Origin of the sequence: Streptomyces sp. NPDC015220 (assembly GCF_043079345.1) — a bacterium.
GTDB lineage: Bacteria > Actinomycetota > Actinomycetes > Streptomycetales > Streptomycetaceae > Streptomyces.
The window spans coordinates 1-1,864 of sequence record NZ_JBIBUK010000053.1 but is presented as its reverse complement, the minus strand read 5'-3'; the positions used below and the strand labels follow the sequence as shown (position 1 = coordinate 1,864).

The window sequence follows — 1,864 nt, the reverse complement described above, 5'->3', positions numbered from 1 at the left end:
ACACAGTGGACGCGAGCAACTGAGGACAAGCCCTCGGCCTATTAGTACCGGTCACCTCCACACGTTACCGTGCTTCCAGATCCGGCCTATCAACCCAGTCGTCTACTGGGAGCCTTACCCCATCAAGTGGGTGGGAGTCCTCATCTCGAAGCAGGCTTCCCGCTTAGATGCTTTCAGCGGTTATCCCTCCCGAACGTAGCCAACCAGCCATGCCCTTGGCAGAACAACTGGCACACCAGAGGTTCGTCCGTCCCGGTCCTCTCGTACTAGGGACAGCCCTTCTCAAGACTCCTACGCGCACAGCGGATAGGGACCGAACTGTCTCACGACGTTCTAAACCCAGCTCGCGTACCGCTTTAATGGGCGAACAGCCCAACCCTTGGGACCGACTCCAGCCCCAGGATGCGACGAGCCGACATCGAGGTGCCAAACCATCCCGTCGATATGGACTCTTGGGGAAGATCAGCCTGTTATCCCCGGGGTACCTTTTATCCGTTGAGCGACGGCGCTTCCACAAGCCACCGCCGGATCACTAGTCCCGACTTTCGTCCCTGCTCGACCCGTCGGTCTCACAGTCAAGCTCCCTTGTGCACTTACACTCAACACCTGATTGCCAACCAGGCTGAGGGAACCTTTGGGCGCCTCCGTTACTCTTTAGGAGGCAACCGCCCCAGTTAAACTACCCATCAGACACTGTCCCTGATCCGGATCACGGACCCAGGTTAGACATCCAGCACGACCAGACTGGTATTTCAACGACGACTCCACAAACACTGGCGTGCCTGCTTCAAAGTCTCCCAGCTATCCTACACAAGCCGAACCGAACACCAATATCAAACTGTAGTAAAGGTCCCGGGGTCTTTCCGTCCTGCTGCGCGAAACGAGCATCTTTACTCGTAGTGCAATTTCACCGGGCCTATGGTTGAGACAGTCGAGAAGTCGTTACGCCATTCGTGCAGGTCGGAACTTACCCGACAAGGAATTTCGCTACCTTAGGATGGTTATAGTTACCACCGCCGTTTACTGGCGCTTAAGTTCTCAGCTTCGCCCCGTCGAAACAGAGCTAACCGGTCCCCTTAACGTTCCAGCACCGGGCAGGCGTCAGTCCGTATACATCGCCTTACGGCTTCGCACGGACCTGTGTTTTTAGTAAACAGTCGCTTCTCGCTGGTCTCTGCGGCCACCCCCAGCTCAAGGCGTAAAGCCCATCACCAGACGTGGCCCCCCTTCTCCCGAAGTTACGGGGGCATTTTGCCGAGTTCCTTAACCATAGTTCACCCGAACGCCTCGGTATTCTCTACCTGACCACCTGAGTCGGTTTAGGGTACGGGCCGCCATGAAACTCGCTAGAGGCTTTTCTCGACAGCATAGGATCATCCACTTCACCACAATCGGCTCGGCATCAGGTCTCAGACTATGTGCAAGGCGGATTTGCCTACCCTGCGTCCTACACCCTTACCCCGGGACAACCACCGCCCGGGATGGACTACCTTCCTGCGTCACCCCATCACTCACCTACTAACCGCTTGGTTCAGCGGCTCCACCACTCCCCTTCGCCCGAAGGCTCCAGGGCGGCTTCACGGCCTTAGCATCACGATGCTCGATGTTTGACGCTTCACAGCGGGTACCGGAATATCAACCGGTTATCCATCGACTACGCCTGTCGGCCTCGCCTTAGGTCCCGACTTACCCTGGGCAGATCAGCTTGACCCAGGAACCCTTAGTCAATCGGCGCACACGTTTCTCACGTGTGAATCGCTACTCATGCCTGCATTCTCACTCGTCAACCGTCCACAACTACCTTCCGGTGCTGCTTCACCCGGCAGACGACGCTCCCCTACCCATCACAGCCGGCGTTGGCCGT

The 1,864-nt window shown here is 57.1% G+C and carries 1 rRNA gene; it reads right to left on the bottom strand.

Features of this window, described 5'->3' with window-relative positions:
- Positions 1-21: 21 nt before the first annotated feature.
- Positions 22-1,864 (bottom strand): 23S ribosomal RNA (locus tag ACF061_RS39000); the annotation flags it as partial.